This is a genomic window from Niallia sp. 03133, assembly GCF_052663225.1.
This window is the reverse complement of sequence record NZ_JBQTCY010000036.1, coordinates 1-788: the sequence shown is the minus strand read 5'-3', so window position 1 is coordinate 788 and position 788 is coordinate 1. Positions and strand designations below refer to the sequence as shown.

The 788-nt window shown below is 25.6% G+C and carries 1 protein-coding gene; it reads left to right on the top strand.

The features are described 5' to 3' along the window. Positions 1–112 precede the first annotated feature (112 nt). Positions 113–788 (top strand): hypothetical protein (locus ACTYBU_RS22425; RefSeq protein WP_445493255.1); only part of this gene is annotated, 676 nt, incomplete at its 3' end.

Here is a 788-nt window from a genome sequence, read left to right as displayed (position 1 = left end):
ATTAAAATCTAAAAAGACAAGAAAATCAAGCTATAGAAAACAATTAAATAATTATAAAAAAGCCGGAGCTAAAATTAGAATTGTATTAAAGTATTAAATAGGAGGAGAGTTTTTGTTTGATAAAAAGGTAAATGATTTATTAGTGAATGTAGATATTGAAACAAGTAATTTAATCGCTCAAGAATTGGCTCGATTATTAAATAAAAATACTACTTCTTACCTTCTGAATCTCTTTCCTACTTTATCAGAGATTCAAAAAATAACTATCATTCAAATTGGCTTATATTTAGATAATAAAGAGTTGGATAGTTTTATCAATAAAATTGTAGAAGACGATAACACTGAATTATTTTTCGTTAAAAATGCAGCAAAAGGAGTAATAGAACAAAAACAAACTAAAGATTATGGTAAAAATCTAAAAAAAATAATGGAAAGATTTAAAAGTCAAAGCGATGAAGATAAAATTGTTGATTTATCTATATTAGGTAACAAAGGTAATAAAGAATTACTATCTTTTTTAGATACTATAAAATCTTCTAGTAAGCAAGTATTAGAACAAAGAGATATTGCAAAATTACAAATTATATCAGGTATAGGTGAAGTAATCAATGAATATAGATCCAAAAACAGTACTTTCTCTATTTCTGGATTAAGACAAGCGTTATATGTATCTTTACCAAATAAAGAGTCAGTTCAAGTGATAGTGGAAGACTTATACAAAGAAGATACTGAAACATTAATAGATACAGCTACTATCATTCTTTACGAGCCTAATTTCCCAAGTGAAG